The organism is Sphingomonas phyllosphaerae, from assembly GCA_036946405.1.
Taxonomy (GTDB): Bacteria; Pseudomonadota; Alphaproteobacteria; order Sphingomonadales; family Sphingomonadaceae; genus Sphingomonas; species Sphingomonas phyllosphaerae_D.
Genome location: JAQIJC010000001.1, coordinates 3,267,910 through 3,284,689, shown reverse-complemented (window position 1 = coordinate 3,284,689; position 16,780 = coordinate 3,267,910). Strand labels below are relative to the sequence as shown.

Below are 16,780 nucleotides of genomic sequence, written 5' to 3'. Positions count from 1 at the left end.
GCTGTAACCGATCCGTCATGCCGGCGGAAGCGTCAGGGGGCGCGGCGCGCGCTGGTGATGCGGATCGCCGGAGCGAGCATCTGCCCCTTCATCGCGCCGTCGCCTATCGTCGGGGACGTGGGGGAAAGCAGGATCTTGCGGATCACGTCCATCCCCTCCAGCACGCGCCCGAAGGCTGCGAAGCCGGGCTGTCCGTCCTTGGCGTCCATCGACGTCAGGTCGCCGACCACGACGAAAAAGTCGCCGGTGGCGGTGTTCGGCGCGGCCATCGCCATCGAGATCGTGCCGTCGGTGTGGCTGAGCCCGGTCTGCGTGGTCGGCTCGAACTTGATCGGCGGCAACGTGCGCTTGGCGTCGTTGCGGGTGCCGAACTGCACGATCCCGTAGCCGTCCGCGACCTTCACCGCGCGGTAGAAGGACACGCCGTCCAGCTTCTTACCATCGATATATTTCAGGAAGTTGGCGGCGGTGATCGGCGCGGCCTTGGTGTCGACGCCGATCGTGATCGGGCCGGCGTCGGTGGTCAGCACGACCCGGGTCAGCGTCGCGGGGACAGGGGCCGCCGGCGCGGCGGAGGGCGGGGTGGCGGCGACTTGCGGCGCGGCGAGTGCCAAGGCGATCAGCGCGGCGATCATGCCGCGCCCCGCTGTGCCGGCGCGATCAGTACCGGGAGCGTATTCGCTGCTGCGCCAGTGAGTTGCAGGACGTAGCGACCCGGCGCGAGGCGGTAGTCGACGATCTTGCGGATGCCGGTGCACGCCGGGCCGTGGCTATGCGCCGCCGACGGCAGGGCGCGGCCGCCGCGTACGACCTCGATCCACGCCGGCGCGCCGAGCGCGATCCGGTAGGTGCCGGGACGAAGTACCTGAAACAGCGCCATTCCCGCGTTGTTTCCGGTGCCCGGATCGCGGGTTGGCGGGGCGGCGGGGGCGAGGCGGGCAAGCGGGACCAGCCGCAGTTCAGCGGCGCGGCCGACCTCGATCACCGGCGCGCCGCGCGTTGCGGCGCCCGCCTCCAGCGCGACCCGCGTGCCCCAGTTCTCGAGCCCGACCGGCATCGCCGGGCGCGCGGCGGTGCAGGATGGTTCGGGCGGGGACACGTCCTGCGCCGAAAATAGCGCCGACGCGAGCAGCAGGGGGAAGGCGAACGACATTCTGGGGCTCCGATAATGCCGTTCCATACCGTCCCGTGCGCGTCGCCACCAGCCCGGTGTTCGATCCGCCGAGGCAACCAACCGCCGGCTTGCCGGGTTCAGCCGGAACGTGCAGCCTGACGCCATCGATAGGGAGAGCGACGATGACCGATCAACGCAACGACATGGGCCGCGCCGCCGCCGACGCGGCGCAGCAGGCCACCGACCGTCTCCGCGCGTCGGGCCAGCATATGATGGAAAGCGGCCAGACGATCAGCACCAAGATCCTCGATCAGGTCGAGGCGAACACGCAGGAAGCCTTTGCGGCGATGCGCGCGGCGGCGCAGGCGAAGGATCTGTCGCAGGTCATGCAGATCCAGAGCGACTTCCTGCGCAGCCAGGGCCAGCGCTCGATGGAGCAGGCGCGGGAGATCGGGCAGCTCATCATGCAGTTCGGCCGGGCGGCGGTGGCGCCGGGTAGCGGAAACGACTCGAACGGTTAATCCTGCGAGGCGAGCGGCGCGATCATCAACCGCCGTTCGCCCTGAGCTTGTCGGAGGGCGTGTGACGCGGCCCGTGCTTCGACAGGCTCAGCACGAACGGGCTTTTTTTCGTCATCGTCAGGGGCGCGTGCTGTTGATGTCACCACCCACCGGTCGCGGCGCCTGATCGGTGACGTCGAGCATCGAGTCCCCGCCCAGCGTGCGGTACAGCGTGACCAGATTGGTCGCACGCACCAACTGAGTCGCCACCAACGTCCGTTGCGCCGAGTACAATTGCCGCTGCGCATCGAGCGAGGTCAGGTACGTGTCGATCCCGCCGCGATAGCGCGCGTTGGTCAGGTTCAGCGTGTCGACCGCCGCGGTATAGAAGCGCTGGTTGGCGGCAAGCTGGTCGGTGATCGTCCCGCGCCGCGCGAGTGCGTCGGAGACTTCGCGGAACGCGCTTTGAATCGTCAGTTCGTAATTGGCGAGCGCCGCATCGCGCTGTGCCACGCTGTAATCCACGTTCGCGCGTCCCGCACCGGCGCGGAAGATCGGGTAGCTGGCGTTGGGCGCCACCGACCAATTGAACGAATCGCCCGAGAACAGGGTGCGCAGCGCGGTGCTCGCAAAGCCGACCAGCCCGGTCAGCGAGATGCGCGGGAACAAGGCCGCGCGCGCCGCGCCGATCTCGGCATTGAAGGCGCGCAAGGAATATTCCGCCTGCACGACATCCGGGCGCCGGAGCAGCACGCCCGAGTCGATCCCGGCGGGCAGCTCGCCGATCGTCTGCGCGGCCTGTTCGATCCCGGCGGGCAGTTGCGCGGCATCGACCGGCGCGCCGACCAGCAGCTGCAGCGCGTTGACGTCCTGCGCCAGCAGGGTGCGCTGCTCGGCGAGATCGGCCTCGGCCGTGGCGAGGATCTGCTCGGCCTGCCGCACGTCGGTGCGCGGCGAGACGCCGCCCTGCCGCCGCGCATCGGTCAGTCGCACGCTGGCGCGCGCCGCGACCGCGGTCTGCTCGGCGACGGTCAACAGGCTCTTGTCGGCGGCATAATTCAGCCACGCGCTGGCGATGTCGCCGATCAGCGTCAGCCGCGTCGCACGCGCCGCCGCCTCCTGCGCGAAATAGCGCGACAGCGCCGCGCCGGTCAGCGAGCGGACGCGCCCGAACAGGTCGATCTCGAACGCGGTGACGCCGAGCTGCGCCTGGAAGGTGCTGTTCGAATTGGACACGACCGTCGTGCCGCCGGTGCCGGTGCCGGTGCCCCCGGTTCCGGTGCCACCCGTTCCCGTGCCGCCTGTGCCGGTTCCACCGGTCCCGGTGCCCGTGCCGCCGGTGTTGACGCCGGTGTTCACGCCCGATCGGCTGTTCTGGCGATAGCTGTAGGCACCGGTGGCGTTCAATTGCGGAAACAGATCGGCGCGTTGGATGCGATATTGCGCGCGCGTCGCCTCGATATTGGCGACCGCGACGCGCAGGTCACGATTGTTGACCAGCGCCTGTTCGATCAGCGCCTGCAATCGCGCGTCGCGGAAGATGTCGCGATAGGTGACGCTGGGCAGCGCTGCCTCGCTCTGGCGCAGATAGGCGTCGCCGACCGGCCATGACGTCGGCACCGGCGGGGTGGGGCGCACATAGGTGGGTGCGAGCGAGCAGCCCGCAAGCGCGACCGTGGCGGTCAGTGTAGCGAAACGGCGGACCATTATGCCCCCTCCGGCGCAGGCAGCGCGGGCTTGTCGATCGGGCGCGGCAATCGCTTCGGCGCGTCGGGTGTCGCATGACCGCCATGGTCGTGCGGGCCGTCGTCGTCGGGGCCAGAATCGGGGCTGGGATCGGCACCGCGCCGCAACCCCTTCCAGCCGTCGCGGAAGCCGCGGCGGACCAGCACGAAGAAGAGCGGGATGTAGAAGATCGCCAGCACCGTCGCAGTAATCATCCCGCCGATCACCGACGTGCCGATCGCGATGCGGCTGTTCGCGCCCGCGCCGGTCGAGATCGCCAGCGGCAGCACGCCGAAGATGAACGCGAGGCTGGTCATCAGGATCGGGCGCAGCCGGATCCGCGCCGCCTCCAGCGCGGCGTCGATGACGCGTTTGCCCTTCTTCTCCTCCTGCTCGGCGAACTCGATCATCAGGATCGCGTTCTTCGCCGCCAGCCCCATCGTCGTCAGCAGCCCGATCTGAAGATAGACGTCGTTGACCAGCCCGCGCAGCGTCGTGAACAGGATCGCCCCGATCAGCCCGAGCGGGATCACCAGCAGCACCGCGAACGGGATCGACCAGCTTTCGTACAGCGCGGCGAGGCACAGGAAGACGACGAGGATCGACAGCCCGTACAGCAATGGTGCCTGACCCGACGACAGCCGCTCCTGGAACGACAGCCCGGCCCAGGACACGCTGGTGCCCGGCACCTGACCCGCCAGTTCCTCGATCCGCGCCATCGCGTCACCCGAACTCTTGCCCTCGGCCGCCGCGCCCTGGAATTCGTAGGACGGGATGCCGTTGAAGCGCGACAGCGTTACCGGCGCCTGGCTCCAGCCGATCTGCGAAAAAGCCGCGAACGGCACCATCTGCCCGTTCGAGCCGCGCACGAACCACTGGTTGAGGTCGGTCGGGGCGGCGCGGTACGGCGCATCGCCCTGCACGAACACGCGCTTGACGCGCCCGCGATCGACGAAGTCGTTGACGTAGCGGCCGCCCCAAGCGGTCGACAGCGTCGTGTTGACGTCGGCCTGCGTCAGCCCGAGCGCGGCGAGCTTCTGCTGGTCGATATCGATCTTGAGCGTCGGCGTATCGGGCAGTTCGGTCAGCCGCACCGAGGCGAGCGCCGGATCGGCGTTGGCGGCGGCGAGCAACTTGTCCTTGGCGGCGGCGAATTGCTCCTGCGTCAGTCCGCCGGAATTTTGCAATTCCATCGTGAAGCCGTTCGACTGGCCCAGCCCGCGCACGGCCGGTGGCACCAGCGCGAAGACGCGCGCGTCACGCAAGCCGCGGAACGCCGCCGAGGCGCGCGCGACGATCGAATCCGCGGTATTCTCCTTGCCTTTGCGGTCGTCCCATGGCGCAAGATTGACGAACCCCTGACCGGTGTTCTGCCCACTCGCACCACCACCGCCGCCGCCGCTGACCGTGAACATCGTGCGGACGTTCTTGCCCTCGCTGGTGGCGAGATAATTTTCGACCTGATGCTGCACGTCCTCGGTGCGCGAGCGCGTCGCGCCGGCCGGCAGCTGGAATTGCACGATCGCCGCGCCCTGATCCTCGGTGGGCAGGAAGCCGGTCGGCATCCGCAGGAACAGCACCGCCAGCAAGGCGACCGTCAGCAGATAGATCAGCAGGAACAACGCCTTGCGGTCGATCACGCGCCGCACGCCCGCGACGTAGCGCGCCACGCCGCGATCGAAGGTGGTGTTGAAGCCGTCGCGCGCGCGCTCCAGCCCGTGCGCGACCCGCGGGAATTTGCGGCCGATCCAGCTTTCCTCGATCGGATCGCCATGCTGGTCGTGGGTCTGCTTGAGCAAGGTTGCGGTCAGCGCGGGCGACAGGATGACCGCGACCAGCACCGACAAGACCATCGCCGACACGATCGTCAGCGAGAACTGGCGATAAATCACGCCGGTCGAGCCGCCGAAGAAGGCCATCGGCATGAACACCGCCGACAGCACCAGCGCGATCGCGACGAGGGCGACCGTAATCTCCTTCATCGATTCGATCGTCGCCTCGCGCGGGGTCATGCCGGGGTTTTCCTCCAGCAGCCGCTCGACGTTCTCGACCACGACGATCGCGTCATCGACTAGCAGGCCGATCGCGAGCACCAGCCCGAACAGCGTCAGCGTGTTGATCGAGAAGCCCGCGACATAGAAGACCGCGAACGTGCCAAGCAGCACCACCGGCACCGCGATCGCCGGCACCAAGGTAGCGCGCCAGCTTTGCAGGAAGACGAACATGACGATGACGACGAGGATGATCGCCTCGATCAGAGTCTTGACCACTTCCTCGATCGACAGCTTGATGAAGTCGGTCGTGTCGTTGGCGAAGGCATAGGTAAGCCCGGCCGGGAACGCCTTCGACGCCTGCTCGACCTGTGCCTTGACCAGCTCGGCGGTCTTCAGCGCGTCGGCGCCCGGCGCGAGGAGCACCGCGATGCCTGCGCCGGGATGGCGGTTGACGCGGCTGAACGCATTGTAGCTTTCCGCGCCCAGCTCGATCCGCCCGATGTCGGCAAGGCGGACGGTGCCGCCGTCCTGTTCGGTCTTCAGGATGATCTGCGCGAATTGCGCGGGCGTCTGAAGCCGCGACTGCGCGGTGACTACCGCGTTGAGCATCTGCGTCGACGGGCTCGGCTGCCCGCCGATCTCGCCCGCCGCGACTTCGGTATTCTGGTTCTGGATCGCGGTGATGACGTCGCCGGGCATCAGCTGGTAGCTGTTGAGCTTGGCGGGATCGAGCCAGATCCGCATCGCATATTGCGAGCCGAACACGTTGGTGTCGCCGACGCCCTGGATACGCCCGAGCGGGTCCTGCAGGTTCGAGACGAGATAGTCGGAGACGTCCTGGTTGGTCAGCTTGTCGGTGGTGTCATAGACGCCGACGATCAACAGGAAGTCAGGGTTCGACTTGCGGACCACCAGCCCCTGTTGCTGCACCTGCTGTGGGAGGCGGCTGAGCGATTGCTGGACCTGGTTCTGGACCTGCACCTGCGCGATGTCGGGATCGGTGCCCTTGTCGAAGGTGGCGGTGATCGTCACCGAACCGCGGCTCGACGAACTCGACTGGAAATATAGCAGTCCGTCGATGCCGGTCAGCTGTTGCTCGATGACCTGCGTGACGCTGTTCTGGATCGTCTGTGCGTTCGCGCCGGGGAAGGTGGCGCGGATCGAGACCTGCGGCGGCGCCACGTCGGGATATTGCGCGATCGGCAGCGACAGGATCGCGCCGACCCCGGCCAGCATGACGATGATGGCCAGCACCCATGCGAAGATGGGGCGGTCGATAAAGATGCGGGACATGCCGGCCTAGCCCGCCTTGCCCTGACCGCCGGATTGTTTCTTCATCTCCTCGGGCGAGGGGGCCTTCACCGGCTGCGGTGCATTGGCGGGCACTGCGCGGATCTGTGCGCCGGGACGCAAATTGGCGAGGCCCTGCGTGATGATTTTCTCGCCGGGTTTCAGCCCGTCGGTGACCACCCAATAGGCGCCCTGCGTGCGATCGGCCTTGACGTTGCGCTGCTCGGCCTTGCCGTTCGCGCCGACCACGAACAGCGTCGCATTGCCCTTGGCATCGCGGCTGATCGCCGGCTGCGGCACGAGGAACGCGTTCTTCAGGATCGACTGCGCGAACTCGGCGCGGACGAACATGCCCGGCAGCAGCAGACCCTGTGGGTTGGGGAAGCGCGCGCGCAAAGTGACAGTGCCGGTGCTCTGGTCGACGACGACCTCGGCGAATTCGACCGTGCCCTTGATCCCGTAATCGGTGCCGTCTTCCAGCTTCAGCGTTACTTCGGCGCGCGCGGGCGCAGCGCCGCCGCCCGCGAGTGCGCGACGCAGCGCGAGCAGGTTGGTGCTCGATTGCTGGATGTCGACGAACATCGGGTCGAGCTGCTGGATCGTCGCCAGCGGATCGGCCTGCGTCGCGCTGACCAGCGCACCGACGGTGAACAGCGAGCGCCCGATCCGCCCGGTAATCGGCGCGGGGACGGTGGTGAAGCGCAAATTGACGCGCGCGCTGTCGAGCTGCGCGCTGTTGACGCCGATCTGCGCCGCGGCCTGCCGCTGCTGCGCGACCGCGTCGGTATAGTCCTGCGCGCTGATCGCCTCCATCTCGGCGAGCGGCTTGTAGCGGTCGGCGCGGATCTTGGCGGCGGCGAACGTCGCCTGCGCGTTGGCGACATTGGCCTGTGCCTGATTGGCGGCGGCGCGATAGAGCGACGGGTCGATCTGGTAGAGCGGCTGCCCGCGCTTCACCAGCGCGCCCTCGGTGAAGAAGCGCTTCTGGATCACGCCGGTGATCTGCGGGCGGACCTGCGAGCTTTCATAGGCGACGGTCCGGCCGGGCAGTTCGCTGATCGTCGGCACGGCGGTCGGCTGGACGACGACATAGCCGACCGTGGTCGGCCCGCCACCGGGGCCGCCCGGGCCGCCTTTGCCCTTGGCCTGATCGCCGCCGCTGCCGCCGCCGCACGCGGACAGGGCGAGCGCCGCCGCAAGGCTCGCCAGCCCGGCTGCGTCGCGCATCCGCCGTACCATCAAACGTTCTGTCACTTTATGCCTTGTCCGACCGCGGGGGTGCCGATGGGCTAAGCGCTATTTGTCGCAAATGTTTCGCACCGGCGAACATTTATTCGTCAGCCGCGCCGGAACTGTCCCGGCCGCCGCTCGGCGACGGCGCGCAAACCTTCCCGGAAATCGTCGGTTTGCATCAGCCGATCCTGCTCGGCGCGCTCATGCTCGGTCCGCTCGCGCACCGCCTCGGACAGCCCCGCGCGCAGCGTCGCGCGCGTCGCCTCGACCGCGAGCGGGGCGTTGGCGGCGATCTCGGCAGCCAATGCCTGCGCAGCGGCGCGAGCGTCGGCGGCGATCTGGTCGACCAATCCGAAACGCAGCGCCTCGTCCGCCTTCACGCGCCGCCCGGTGAGCAGCATCAGGCTGGCGTGCTGCTTTCCGACCACGCGCGGCAAGGTGAGGCTGATCCCGAACCCGGCATGGAAACCGAGCGTCACGAAATTGGCGGAGAACTTCGCCTCGGGCGCGGCGACGCGGAAGTCCGCGACCAAAGCGAGCCCGAGGCCGGCCCCGACCGCCGCGCCCTGAATGGCGGCGACGATCGGCTTTTGCGCCGAGAACAGCCGGTATGCGCCCCGGTAGAGCGCCGGCGTCTCGCTCTCGCCGTCCTCGGTGGTGAGCGGCTTGTCGCCGGTCAGATCGGCCCCGCCGCAGAATACGCGGCCCTCGGTGGCGAGCACCACCGCGCGCACGTCCGCATCGGCGTCCAGCTCATCCAGCACATCGGCCAGCGCATGGATCAGCGCGGCGTTGACGTGATTGTGCGGCGGGCGATCGATCACGACGGTGGCGACATGGCCCTCGCGGGTGACGGACAGATGCTGCTTCATGCGCGGGTTCCCAGAAGGTTGCGGGCCACGACCCAATTGTGGATCTCGGTCGGGCCGTCGTAGATCCGCATCAGGCGGATGCGCGCCGCCATCTGCGCCAGCGGCAGCTCGCGGGTCATCCCCATCGCGCCGAACGCCTGCATGACATGGTCGAGCACCTCCCACGCCATCTCCAGCGCGAAGCTCTTGAGCATCGACACCTCGGTGCGCGCGTCGCGACCCTGATCGATCTTCCACGCACAATCATAGGCCATCAGCCGCGCGGCATGGATGCGGATCGCGGCGTCGGCGACCCAGTTCTGCACCGTCTGACGCTCGCTCAGCGGCTTGCCGAAGGTCGTGCGCTGGGGGGCATAGTCGACCAGCATGTCGAGCGCGCGCGCCGCCATCCCGATCGCATTGGCCGCCATCTCGGCGCGGCGCGTGTTGAGGCGCAGCTGCATCGGCGCGAAGCCCTGCCCCTCGGTGCCGAGCAGCTTCCACCCCGGCACGCGGCAATCGTCGAGCGCAACCTCATAGGTCGTCTCGCCGCCGATCATCGGGATCGGGCGCACCACCGAGAAGCCCGGCGCGTCGCGATCGACCAGAAACGCGCTCATCCCGCCGCGCTGGCGCTTCTCCTTGTCGGTCACCGCGATCACGATCGTGAAATCGGCGCGGTCGGCCTTGGTGATCCAGATCTTGCGGCCGTTGAGCACCCAGTCGTCGCCGTCGCGCACCGCGGTCGTCTTCATGCCGGCGGGGTCGGAGCCTGCGCCCGGCTCGGAGATGCCGATCGCCGAGATCGTCTCGCCGCGCACATAGGGAGCCAGATACGCCGCGCGCTGGCGATCGTCGACGGTGGCGGCGAGCATCCGCAGGTTCGGGCTGTCGGGCGGGAGCGTCCACGGCACGATCGTCCGCCCCAGCGCCTCGTTGACCGCGACCATCGCCACCGCGGGCAAATCGGTGCCGCCGACATCGGCCGGCGCATCGAGCCCCCACAGCCCCAGTTCGCGCGAGATATGATCGACCGTGCCGCGCTCGTCGGCGGTCAGCTCCAGCCCATGCCCGGCGGCGTCGCGCTCCAGCAGGCCGTTCTCCAGCGGCACCAGCTCGTCATCGACGAAGCGTCGCACCAGCTCGGCGATCATGCGGTGATCGTCGTCGAGATCGAAATTCATGCGCTCTCCCAGCGTTCGTTGCCGCAGTTCCTAGGCGGTCGGCGTGGCGGGCGCCAGCGGTGTCGGCTACTGGAATGCCCCATCGTCATGCCGGACTTGTTCCGGCATCCACGGCACCGCGAACACGTAAGCCGTTGCTCCTGCGGGACAGTGGACCCCGGAACAGGTCCGGGGCGACGACAGGAGCCTCGCCCCGGCTCACCACGCGCAACCGTTTCGCCGGTGGATCGTTGCCGTGGGACGGGAGATCAAAACCGGATTGCCGGACTCTCCCGCACAAAGGGGCGTTGTTCTTGGTTTCTTCGGTTCGTCACTCCCGTCTGCTCCTGGCCAGCGCCGGGATCGCGTTGATCGCCGGACAGGCGCAGGCCCAGATCCAGACGCCCGGCACCGCACCGGCGCGGGGGCCGGATGCGCCGCGCGACACGCCGCCGGCCGCCGATCCGCAGGGCGACGCGCCGATCGTCCCCGATGCCGAGTTCGACAAGGCGCTGCCGCCGCTGTCGGGGGACATCAACGCGCCGCTCGAGCCGATGGCTGCCGACACTATTGCCCCCGCGACCACGCCCGCCGCAGACGCCGCCGCGCAGCAACCGATCACCCCCGGCACGTTGCCGCCGCCGCCCGCGGTCGACCCGGCACTCGCCCAGCCGCTCGAACCGCTGTCGACCTTCAACACCGAGCCGCTGCGTTCGGTCGCTGATGTCAAGGACGAGGACGCGCCGGATATCCGTTACGCCAGCGAGGTGCGCGGGCTCGACCCGCTGGGGCTGACCGACGAGTTCAACTCGCTGTCGGCGCTGCGCGAAGGCAAGGGCAAGGCCGACAACGCCACGCAGGTCGCGGCGCGCGGCCGCGAGGACGAGCAACTCGCGGTGCGGCTGATGAAGTCGTTCGGCTATTATGACGCGACCGCGATCTCGACGATCGAGACCGTCCCCGGCGGCGAGCAGAAGATCAAGGCGATCGTCAGCGCGACGCCCGGCCAGCAGTACAAGCTCGGCACGATCACGGTGCAGGCGAACCAGACCACGCCGCCCGATCTGGTGCGCCGCGAATTGCCGCTGCGCACCGGCGACCCGATCGAGGCGCTGCGCGTGCAGGGCGCGGAGGCGAACGTCAGCCTGAAACTGCCGCAACAGGGCTATCCGTTCGTCAAGGTCGGCGAGCGCGACATCCTGCTCGACGAGCAGACCGCGCGCGGCGACTATACGCTGCCGGTCGACACCGGCCCGCGCTCGTCGTTCGGCGTGTTGCGGACGGAGGGCGATCCGGTCTTCGACCTCAAGCACCTGAACGTCTTCCCGCGCTTCGATCAGGGCGAGCTGTACGACAATCGCAAGACCGACGACCTGCGCGAGGCGCTGGTCGCGACCGGGCTGTTCAACGGCGTCGGGGTCGAGCCGGTGCGCACCGGCACGGTCCTTCCCGACGGCACCGAGCAGGTCGACCTGATGGTCCGCCAGACGCGCGGGCCGGCCAAGAGCCTGTCGGGCGGCGCGGGGTTCCAGACCGGGCAGGGCGTGACGATCGAGGGCACGTTCACCAACCGCAACCGCTTCCCGCCCGAAGGCGCGCTGATCCTCGGCGCGATCGCGGGCACGCAGCAGCAGGGGCTGTCGGCGACCTTCCGCCGCCAGAACGCCGGCAAGCGCGACCGCACCGTGACGCTGGTCGCGAGCGCCTTGCGTGCCAATTACGACGCGTTTGAGGCGTTCACCGGCACGCTGTCCGGGCGGATCTCCTACGATTCGACGCCGATCTGGCAGAAGAAGTTCACCTATGCCTATGGCTTCGAGCTGGTCGGGACGAACGAAAGCGTCTTCGACTTCGCCGAGAACGACCGCGTCCGCCGCACCTATGGCGTGCTGGCGCTGCCGGGGCAGGTGCAGTTCGACACTTCGGACAATCTGCTCAACCCGACGCGCGGTTATCGCCTGAAGCTGAGCCTCAGCCCGGAGACGTCGGTGCAGGGCTCGGTGCGGCCCTATGGGCGCAGCCTCGTCGAGGCGACCGCTTATTATCCGGTATCGGACAGCCTCGTCATCGCCGGCCGCGTTCGCGCGGGCAGCATCTTCGGGATCGCGCGCGACGATATCGCGCCGTCGCGGCGCTATTACGGTGGCGGTGGCGGCTCGGTGCGCGGCTATGGCTTCCAGCGGCTCGGGCCGCTCGAACCTGAAAGCTCGCTGGTGCCGGGCGACGAGGATCGCGACGAGGTGAAGGACCTGCGCCCGATCGGCGGGCGCAGCCTCAACGAATTCTCGATCGAGGCGCGCTACCGCTTCGGCAATTTCGGGATCGTGCCGTTCATCGACGGCGGCAACACCTATGAGAGTAGCCTGCCGAACGGCAGCGACCTGCGCTTCGGTGCGGGCATCGGCGGGCGCTTCTACACCAATTTCGGCCCGATGCGCGTCGACGTGGCGACGCCGCTCAACCCGCGACCCGGCGATGCCAAGGTCGCGCTCTACATTTCGATCGGGCAGGCGTTCTGATGACTGACGAGACGCTGACGCCGGGCGAGGACACGATCGCGACGGAGCGCCGCCCCTTGTGGCTCCGCATCCTTAAGTGGATCGGCATCGCCATCCTCGGCCTGCTCGTGCTGGTCGTGGCGATCGTGCTGGGGATCAACACCGATCCCGGCCGCCGCTTCGTCGCCGACCAGATCGGCGGTTACACCACCGCCTCGGGGCTCAACATCAAGGTCGGGCGGATCGACGGCTCACTCTACGGCCAGATGCGGCTCAGCGACGTGCGGGTCAGCGATCCCAAAGGCGTGTTCCTCACCTCGCCGCGGCTCGATGTCGATTGGCGGCCGTTCGCCTTCGTCAACAACCATGTCGACGTGCGCTCGGTCGCCAGCCAGCTCATCACGCTGCGCCGCAATCCCGAGCTGAAGCCGTCGACCGAGCCGACCGACCCCAATGCGCCGCTGCTCCCCGACCTCGATATCGATATCAACCGGTTGCAGGTCGCGCGCTTCGTGATGGAGCCGGCGGTATCGGGCGCGCGGCACATCGCGCGCTTCGACGGACAGGCGCATATCGCCGACCGCCGCGCGCAATTGCAGGTCGATGCGGTCGCGTTGCGCGCGCCCGGCGTCGCGGGCGGTGACGTCGCGCGCGTCAAGATCGACGCAGTGCCCGACGACAACAAGCTCGACGTCGACGTGCGGCTCACCGCCCCGGCGGGCGGGATGGTCGCGCAATTGGGCGGGCTGAAGGCGCCACTTACCGCGACGGTCACCGGGCGCGGCAGCTGGGCGTCGTGGCAGGGCCGTGCGCTCGCCACGCTCGGCGGCGGGCAGCTTGCGGACCTCGCGCTCACCGCGCGCAACGGCCATTTCGAGGTGCGCGGGCCGACGCGCCCCGGCCTCTATCTCGAAGGCCCGGTCGAGCGGCTGACGGCGCCGGCCTTGCAGGTCGCCGCCGACGTCACGCTTGGCGAGCGCAGCGCCGATACGCGCATCAAGCTGATTTCGAACGCGTTGGCGGTCGACGCCGGCGGGATGCTCGACCTCAAGAACAGCCGCTTCGGCAATTTCGCGGTCGACGCCAAATTGCTGACGCCCGGCGCGATCGCCCCCGATTTGCGCGGGCGTGACGTGCTGGCGCGCGTGGTGCTGAACGGCGCGTTCGCGACCCCGACCGTCGACTATAAGGTTCGCGCCACCTCGCTCGGCGTTGGGGAGATGAGCGTCGAGAATTTGTACGCCGAGGGGCTGGCGCGCGTGAACAGCGACCGCATCCTCGTGCCGGTCCATGCGCGTGCGAAGCGGATCGCGGGGCTCAACCCGGCGCTCGGCGGCCTCACCACCAATGCGCGGATCGACGGCGATCTGGCGATCCAGATGCCGAACATCCTGTCGGACAATCTGCGCATCCGTTCCGACACGATCGACGCCACCGCGATCATCGCCGCCAATATGGAGACCGGCCGCTACACCGGCGGGTTGCAGGGGCGCGTCAACAACTTCCGCGTCGACAGCGTCGGCATCCTCAACATCCAGACCGATGCGAAACTGGTCCCCGGCGCGCGCGGTGGGTTCGGGATCACCGGCCGGGTCGCGGTGCAGACCAAGCAATTGTTCAACGAGGGCGCGCGCAACTTCCTCGGCGGCAATGCGGTGCTCAGCACGCGCTTCGGTTACTCGCCAGAGGGGGTCGTCACCTTCGAGAGCCTGAAGATGAACGCGCCGCAGTTCCGCATCACGCGCGGGCAGGGGCGGTTCGATCCGGCGAGCGGCGCTTTGCTGGTCGATGCCGACGCCTATTCGACGCAATACGGCCCGCTGTTCGCGCGCGTCACCGGCTCGGCGACCGCGCCGGTCGTGCGGCTGCGCGCACCGCGGCCGGGGGTCGGGATCGGGCTCGCCAATCTCGACGCGCGCGTGGTTGGGCGTGGCGGGTCGTATCAGGTCAACGCGACCGGCGGCACCAATTACGGTCCGTTCACCGCCGACGTGCTGGTCACGCCGGGCAAGCAGCTCGCGGTCGACATCCGCCGCGTGCTGTTCGCGGGCGTCCAGTTCGCGGGGCGTGTCGTCCAGACCGCCGCCGGACCGTTCGCGGGGCAGGTGCGCTTCAACGGTCAGGGGCTCAACGGCCTCGCGACGCTGGGCGCCGAGGGCAAGTATCAGCGCGCCAGCGTCAACGCGCGCGCCCTGGCGGCAAAGATTCCGGGCGCGGTCGATTTCACGATAGGGCGCGCGCTCATCAACGCCGACGTCGTCCTCTACGACAGGCCGCAGGTCCGCGCCGACGCGCAGATCGCCGACATGCGCTACGGCGCGACGATGATCGAGGCCGGGCGCGTGCGCGTGAACTACGCCAACGGCTCCGGCACCGCGCAGGCGCTGCTGACCGGCTCGAACAACGTGCCGTTCCGCCTCGCCGCCAATGCGCAGCTGTCGCCGTCGCAATATCTGGTGGCGCTGCAAGGCGCGGCGAACGGCGTCAATTTCCGCACCGCCGCCCCGGCGCGGATCGTGCCCGAGGGCAAGGGCTATCGCCTCGATCCGGCGCGGCTCGACTTCGACAAGGGGTCGATGCGGCTGGCAGGCAGGTTCGGCGGCGGCGCGACATCCGCCCAAATGCGCCTCGACCGTCTCGACCTTGCCTTGCTCAATGCGCTGGTCCCCAATCTCGGGCTCGGCGGGCAGGCGACCGGCAGCGTCGATTACGTGCAGCAGGCGGGTCAGGCGTTCCCGACCGCCGATGCGCGCGTCAATATCGCCAACTTCACCCGCTCCAGCCTGACCTCGGTGTCCGAGCCGGTCGACGTCGTCTTCCAGGGCCGGCTGACCAGCGCGGCGGGCGAGGGGCGTGCGCTCATCAAGCGCGGCGGCACCCCGGTCGGCCGGATGGTCGCGACGCTGACGCCGAGCGGCAGCGGCAGCTGGACGACGCGGCTGATGCAGGGGCCGCTGTCGGGCGGGATCCGCTACAACGGGCCGTCGGGCGTGCTGTTCAGCCTCGCCGGGCTCGCCGAACAGCAATTGTCGGGGCCGATCGCGATCGCGGCGGACTTCGGCGGGACGGTCGGCGCGCCGCGCATCAATGGCCTGATCCGCGCCGACAACCTGACCTACACCAACGAGACCTATGGCACCCGCCTGACCAACATGCGGATCGCCGCGCGCTTCAACAACGACCGGCTGGAGCTGTCCCAGCTTCAGGCGAAGGCCGGCGACGGCAGTGTGCAGGCGCAGGGCAACGTCAGCCTCGCGGCGGCGCAGGGCTTCCCGCTCGACGTGCGCGTGGCGATGCGCAACGCGCGGCTCGCCAAGTCCGACGCGCTCGGCGCGACCGCGACCGGCGACATCCGCATCCAGAACAATGCGAATGGCGGGCTGATCTCGGGCGACATCCTCGTCCCCAATGCGCGTTACGAGATCATCCGCCAGGGCGCCGCCGAAGTGCCCGAGCTGACCGGTATCCGCCGCAAGAGCGATGCGCCGCGTCCTGCGAAGCCGACCGATCGGCCGGAAGCACCGGCGGTGGGGCTGTTCAAGCTCGACCTGCGCGTCCACGCCGACAACCAGCTGTTCGTGTCGGGCATGGGGCTGGAGAGCGAATGGTCGATGGACCTGCGGATCGGCGGCACCAGCGCGGCGCCGACGGTCGGCGGCGGGCTTGATCTGGTGCGCGGCACCTATTCGTTCGCGGGCAAGCGCTTCGAGGTGTCGCGCGGGCAGGTGCGCTTCCGCGGCGGCGCGGCGCTCACCGACCCGGACATCAACATCCTCGCCACCACCAGCAACGATGGCGTGACGTTCAACATCAACATCACCGGCACCGGGCAGCGCCCGCAGATCGCCTTCACCTCGACCCCGTCGCTGCCGCAGGACGAGGTGCTCAGCCGCCTGCTCTTCGGCACCAATCCGGAGAATCTGTCGGCGACCGAGGCGCTGCAACTCGCCTCTGCGCTCAATTCGCTGCGCGGGTCGGGCGGCGGGCTCAATCCGCTCGGCAAGCTGCGTTCGGCGACCGGGTTCGACCGGCTGCGCATCCTTGGCGCGGATGAGGCAAGCGGGCGCGGCTCGGCGCTGGCGGCGGGCAAGTATCTGACGAACGATATCTATATCGAGATCGTCACTGACGCCCGCGGGTTCACCGCCACCCAGCTGACGATCGCGCTGACCAAGTCGATCAGCCTGTTGTCGCAGGCCGGCTCTTTCGGCGGATCGAACGTCCAGCTCCGCTACTCGCGCGACTGGTAACGGAAGGGGATGTGATGTCGCCTCGGACTTGTTCCGAGGCGATGCGCGGCCCGACAGGTCGGCACGAACGACGGCGCTGGCGGTCGTGCCGCGCCTGGGGCCGATCGACGTTCATCGTGGTCCTGCTGCCCTCGCCCCTGGACAGGGGAGAGGGATAGCGGA

General features: G+C 68.8%; 10 protein-coding genes. 3 read left to right on the top strand and 7 right to left on the bottom strand.

The features are described from left to right. Positions 1-32 precede the first annotated feature (32 nt). A complete protein-coding gene (locus tag PGN12_15350; GenBank protein ID MEH3105261.1) occupies positions 33-635 on the bottom strand; it encodes a peptidylprolyl isomerase in 603 nt (200 codons plus the stop codon). Next, the gene (locus PGN12_15345) at positions 632-1,153 is read right to left on the bottom strand and encodes a hypothetical protein (GenBank protein ID MEH3105260.1); all 522 of its coding nucleotides are present in this window, start codon (positions 1,151-1,153) and stop codon (positions 632-634) included. The genes PGN12_15350 and PGN12_15345 overlap by 4 nt, the downstream gene beginning before the upstream one ends. A 143-nt stretch (positions 1,154-1,296) precedes the next feature. Here PGN12_15345 and PGN12_15340 point away from each other — a divergent pair, with 143 nt between their 5' ends. Beyond that, positions 1,297-1,635 (top strand): phasin family protein, encoded by a 339-nt coding sequence (locus tag PGN12_15340; protein ID MEH3105259.1) that lies wholly within the window; start codon positions 1,297-1,299, stop codon positions 1,633-1,635. Between the two features lie 117 nt (positions 1,636-1,752). Here the strand turns inward: PGN12_15340 and PGN12_15335 are convergent, their stop codons facing one another. The 5 genes from PGN12_15335 to PGN12_15315 form a co-directional block, all read right to left on the bottom strand. Continuing rightward, positions 1,753-3,321, bottom strand: coding sequence for an efflux transporter outer membrane subunit (locus PGN12_15335; GenBank protein ID MEH3105258.1), 1,569 nt, complete (start codon positions 3,319-3,321; stop codon positions 1,753-1,755). Further along, on the bottom strand, positions 3,321-6,626 hold the full coding sequence (locus PGN12_15330) for an efflux RND transporter permease subunit (GenBank protein MEH3105257.1): 3,306 nt from the start codon (positions 6,624-6,626) through the stop codon (positions 3,321-3,323). The genes PGN12_15335 and PGN12_15330 overlap by 1 nt, the downstream gene beginning before the upstream one ends. 6 nt (positions 6,627-6,632) lie before the next feature. After that, the gene (locus PGN12_15325; GenBank protein MEH3105256.1) at positions 6,633-7,850 is read right to left on the bottom strand and encodes an efflux RND transporter periplasmic adaptor subunit; all 1,218 of its coding nucleotides are present in this window, start codon (positions 7,848-7,850) and stop codon (positions 6,633-6,635) included. 110 nt (positions 7,851-7,960) lie between these two features. Next, on the bottom strand, positions 7,961-8,728 hold the full coding sequence (locus PGN12_15320; GenBank protein ID MEH3105255.1) for an enoyl-CoA hydratase/isomerase family protein: 768 nt from the start codon (positions 8,726-8,728) through the stop codon (positions 7,961-7,963). Further along, positions 8,725-9,891: an acyl-CoA dehydrogenase family protein gene (locus tag PGN12_15315; protein MEH3105254.1), complete on the bottom strand. Its 1,167-nt coding sequence runs from the start codon at positions 9,889-9,891 to the stop codon at positions 8,725-8,727. The genes PGN12_15320 and PGN12_15315 overlap by 4 nt, the downstream gene beginning before the upstream one ends. Before the next feature lie 293 nt (positions 9,892-10,184). Between PGN12_15315 and PGN12_15310 the strand changes: the two genes are divergently transcribed. Together PGN12_15310 and PGN12_15305 are read left to right on the top strand one after the other, a co-directional pair. Continuing rightward, positions 10,185-12,389: a BamA/TamA family outer membrane protein gene (locus PGN12_15310; GenBank protein MEH3105253.1), complete on the top strand. Its 2,205-nt coding sequence runs from the start codon at positions 10,185-10,187 to the stop codon at positions 12,387-12,389. Further along, the gene (locus tag PGN12_15305) at positions 12,389-16,618 is read left to right on the top strand and encodes a translocation/assembly module TamB domain-containing protein (protein MEH3105252.1); all 4,230 of its coding nucleotides are present in this window, start codon (positions 12,389-12,391) and stop codon (positions 16,616-16,618) included. Before PGN12_15310 ends, PGN12_15305 begins: the two co-directional genes overlap by 1 nt. Positions 16,619-16,780: the final 162 nt, after the last annotated feature.

Excerpts from the sequence above, each read along its gene's own strand:
- PGN12_15350 (MEH3105261.1), bottom strand. The coding sequence starts at position 635 with ATGATCGCCGCGCTGATCGCCTTGGCACTCGCCGCGCCGCAAGTCGCC.
- PGN12_15345 (MEH3105260.1), bottom strand. The coding sequence starts at position 1,153 with ATGTCGTTCGCCTTCCCCCTGCTGCTCGCGTCGGCGCTATTTTCGGCG.
- PGN12_15340 (MEH3105259.1), top strand. The coding sequence starts at position 1,297 with ATGACCGATCAACGCAACGACATGGGCCGCGCCGCCGCCGACGCGGCG.
- PGN12_15335 (MEH3105258.1), bottom strand. The coding sequence starts at position 3,321 with ATGGTCCGCCGTTTCGCTACACTGACCGCCACGGTCGCGCTTGCGGGC.
- PGN12_15330 (MEH3105257.1), bottom strand. The coding sequence starts at position 6,626 with ATGTCCCGCATCTTTATCGACCGCCCCATCTTCGCATGGGTGCTGGCC.
- PGN12_15325 (MEH3105256.1), bottom strand. The coding sequence starts at position 7,850 with ATGCGCGACGCAGCCGGGCTGGCGAGCCTTGCGGCGGCGCTCGCCCTG.
- PGN12_15320 (MEH3105255.1), bottom strand. The coding sequence starts at position 8,728 with ATGAAGCAGCATCTGTCCGTCACCCGCGAGGGCCATGTCGCCACCGTC.
- PGN12_15315 (MEH3105254.1), bottom strand. The coding sequence starts at position 9,891 with ATGAATTTCGATCTCGACGACGATCACCGCATGATCGCCGAGCTGGTG.
- PGN12_15305 (MEH3105252.1), top strand. The coding sequence starts at position 12,389 with ATGACTGACGAGACGCTGACGCCGGGCGAGGACACGATCGCGACGGAG.